This window comes from Clostridium sp. UBA6640 (assembly GCF_002455975.1).
In the GTDB taxonomy this organism is placed as follows: Bacteria; Bacillota; Clostridia; order Clostridiales; family Clostridiaceae; genus Clostridium_J.
Window position 1 is genome coordinate 26,227 of the sequence record NZ_DKLM01000134.1, and the last position, 3,348, is coordinate 29,574.

The 3,348-nt window shown below is 25.6% G+C and carries 2 protein-coding genes; both read right to left on the bottom strand.

The window, feature by feature from the left end:
* Nucleotides 1-132: 132 nt before the first annotated feature.
* Nucleotides 133-1,242 (bottom strand): PRK06851 family protein, encoded by a 1,110-nt coding sequence (locus B2W91_RS14715; protein ID WP_291582297.1) that lies wholly within the window; start codon nucleotides 1,240-1,242, stop codon nucleotides 133-135.
* A gap of 522 nt (nucleotides 1,243-1,764) precedes the next feature.
* Complete coding sequence (locus B2W91_RS14720; protein WP_291582298.1) at nucleotides 1,765-2,952, bottom strand: cation diffusion facilitator family transporter; 1,188 nt, start codon at nucleotides 2,950-2,952, stop codon at nucleotides 1,765-1,767.
* Nucleotides 2,953-3,348: the final 396 nt, after the last annotated feature.

Consider the following 3,348-nt stretch of genomic DNA (forward strand, 5'->3'; position numbering starts at 1 on the left):
TTAACCGTGAAGTTTTAACCATTGAAACAAAATAAGGTTTAAATTTAAAATAACCGCACAACCATTGAATTTGGAAGTGCGGTTATTTTTAAGCTAAGTATATTTAATTAATTTTACATATAATATATGAGTTTATTTAGTATTGTTTTCTTTTAGATATTCTTCTTCATATTTTAATAATTTACTTATAACTTCATTTGTTACAGCAGTAACTTTTTCAAAATCCATATTTGGTATATATAGTTTTTCAAGTTCATCATGTAAAGCCTTAGCATTTTCTATACAGGATAGGGCTTTATTTAATAGTATATAAAAGGTGTTTTTTACCTGTTCGATTTCATCCTTATTTTTTTCTATAGAAGATGAATTAAGGAAACTACTCATGTCGAATATTCTTCCATCAAAAGTAAGTTTATTAATTTCATTTGAAGTAATAATAGCCGTATTTAATTCAGGGATTAAAACATGTTCAATCTTATCTGGCATTAGTGGAGTATGAAGTACTTCTACATAATATCCTCTTCTGACACCTTCTTCATATAAGTACTTAAGAACATCAGTCTTTCCTGTACCAGGAGGACCTTTTAAAATATATATATTTTCATAGTCTTCAATTAAATTTGTTATAAAGCTTATGACTCCAGCAGGAGTAAAGGCAGTAGCGAATAAATGCCTGTCATAGCCTAATTTAGAAATATCTTTTTTAAATATGGTATTTTTTAAAACCTCTTTAAATACATTTATTTTACTCATATTCAAAGCATCATTATTGAAAGTATACCAGTCTTCATAAATATCTTTTGCTGCAGATAAAAATCTGTAAGCTCTTTTAAAGGTTTTACCTATTTTTTTATTACTATCAATAATTAAGTCTTTAGAATCTTTAAAATTATCTTCTTTCCAACAATCGCCCATGTTTAATATTTCATCTACTGCACCGGGAGTTATGGGATCAACCACATGAGGCGATGTTGCATCTAGCAGTGCAACGTTAAGTCCTTTAATTACAACTCCGTCTAAAGAATTGCTGTCAGATGAACAATGATGATATTCTACAGTATATCCTTTTTCTAAAAATAAATTGCCAACTTTTTTCATTAATGAAGATTTTCCAGTACCAGGGCCACCTTTTATACATATAATTCTTCTAGCTTCATCTTGAGAAAGAATATATCTGTAAAGTGAATAAAATCCTTTAGATGTATTCCCACCTAAGAAATAGTGCCGTTGCCTTTTTAACATATAAGATCACACTCCATAATTTCATATCAGTATATGATATTCATTTATTTGCAAAAAGTTAACATTAATACTTTAAATATATGCAACTTATATTATACTATAAATCAAAGAAATGGTTAACATTTATGTATAATATTAGTAAAATAAATAATTTATATAATAATTTTAAGAGGAAATAAATTTTGAACTTCACTTATAACAGAGGAGTATCGATAATTGTAAATTGTGTATTGTGAATTTAATAGTGCTAATTATAAAACTAAAAATCATCAATTATTTTCGCATATATTAATTTTGCAATTGATATATCTATATATAGAATTACATTTATGCTTGTATTAAACCTTAACCTTATTGCAACTTATATAAAATATTAAATTTTATAGAATAATATATATTCTTTGTTAAAGATAAAAATATTATTATGTAATATAAAATTAAAATTTAAAATAACCCCATGTTCAAAATTTGTACATGGGGTTTGCAATCAATATAAGTTTTAATAAAATATTATGGTATTTTTTACTCCACTCCAAGATAATCTTTATCTATAGTTATAATAACATTATATTTGGAGTGAATTTTTTTAATTGAATTATCTATGTCCTTAATTAGTTTATGTTCTTCATCTTCTAATAGATGGTGGCTGACATCTATAACTGCATCAAAAATTAAGTTTTTAATCTCACCTTCTCCTACAACTCTAAAGTCATGAATAGATTTTATTATAGGAAATTTTTTCAAAACTTCATCTAGTATGTTTCTATCCTTTAAAACCTCTTCATTATTTGTATTAATAGGATCCATGTGGATAACTAAATAAATATCAAGTTCTTTAGAAATTTCTTTTTCTGCCCTATCTATAATTTCATGAATTTTTACTATAGAAATATTGCAAGGTACTTCAGCGTGTATTGAAGCCATTATTCTTCCAGGACCGTAATTATGAATCATTAAATCATGCACACCAGATATATTATCATAACTCAATACTGATTTTTGAATATTTTCTACTAATTCTTTATCTGGTGCCATACCTAATAATGGATTTAGAGTATCTTTTACTAAATTATAACCTGCATAGAGAATTATCAATGATACTACAATCCCCATGTATCCATCTAGTGGAAATGAAAAGAAATTAGAGAGTACCAAAGATAATGCTACAGTACTTGAAGATATAACATCACTTAAAGCATCTACAGATGAAGCTTTAAGTGCAGAAGAATCGATAGTGTTTCCAACATATTTATAAAAACTGATAAGCCATATTTTAAATAAAATAGATACTAAAATTAATAAAAATGGTATTAAAGAAAAATTTATTGGTGTTGGATTTTTAATTCTTTCTATTGAACTTAAAACAAATTGAAATCCTACAATCATTACAATAAATGCTACAATAAGCCCAGAAATATATTCAATACGCCCATGTCCAAAAGGATGTTCTTTATCTGCAGGTTTACTAGCAAGCTTAAATCCAAAAATAGTTATTACTGATGAACCTACATCTGATAGATTGTTAAAGGCATCAGCTATTACAGCAATACTATTACTAAAAATACCTATTGTAACTTTTATTCCAAATAATAATAGATTTATAAGTATTCCTATAATTCCACCTAGATATCCATATTTCTCTCTTACATCTTTGTTTTTTACATCATCATAATCCTTTATAAATTTTCTTATAATTAATTTAGAAATCATCTGATCACCTCAATGAAGCATATTTATTATCACTAAATTATACCATAATATAATAAGTATGTTTTAGCAATACAACTAGCCGTAAAAGATAAAATTGAATTTAAAATTTGTTTAAAGGGTTTTCTATATAGAATATAATTCAAGGAGCATTTTCGATAATTTGCGCTATATCTTATTATTTCAAAAATTCATAGAAATATTATGGAGAAATTTGTTATACTAGAGATATATAGACAAACTACTCTAAAATTTAATGTATGTCTGAATATAAGTTGTAGTTTGATATATTAATTCATAACTTTTAGATTAATGCACAATTCACAACTTAAAACAGTGCACAATGCACAATTCACAATGCACAATTAAGGAGGAAATTATTTTTTAGAAAAATAATTT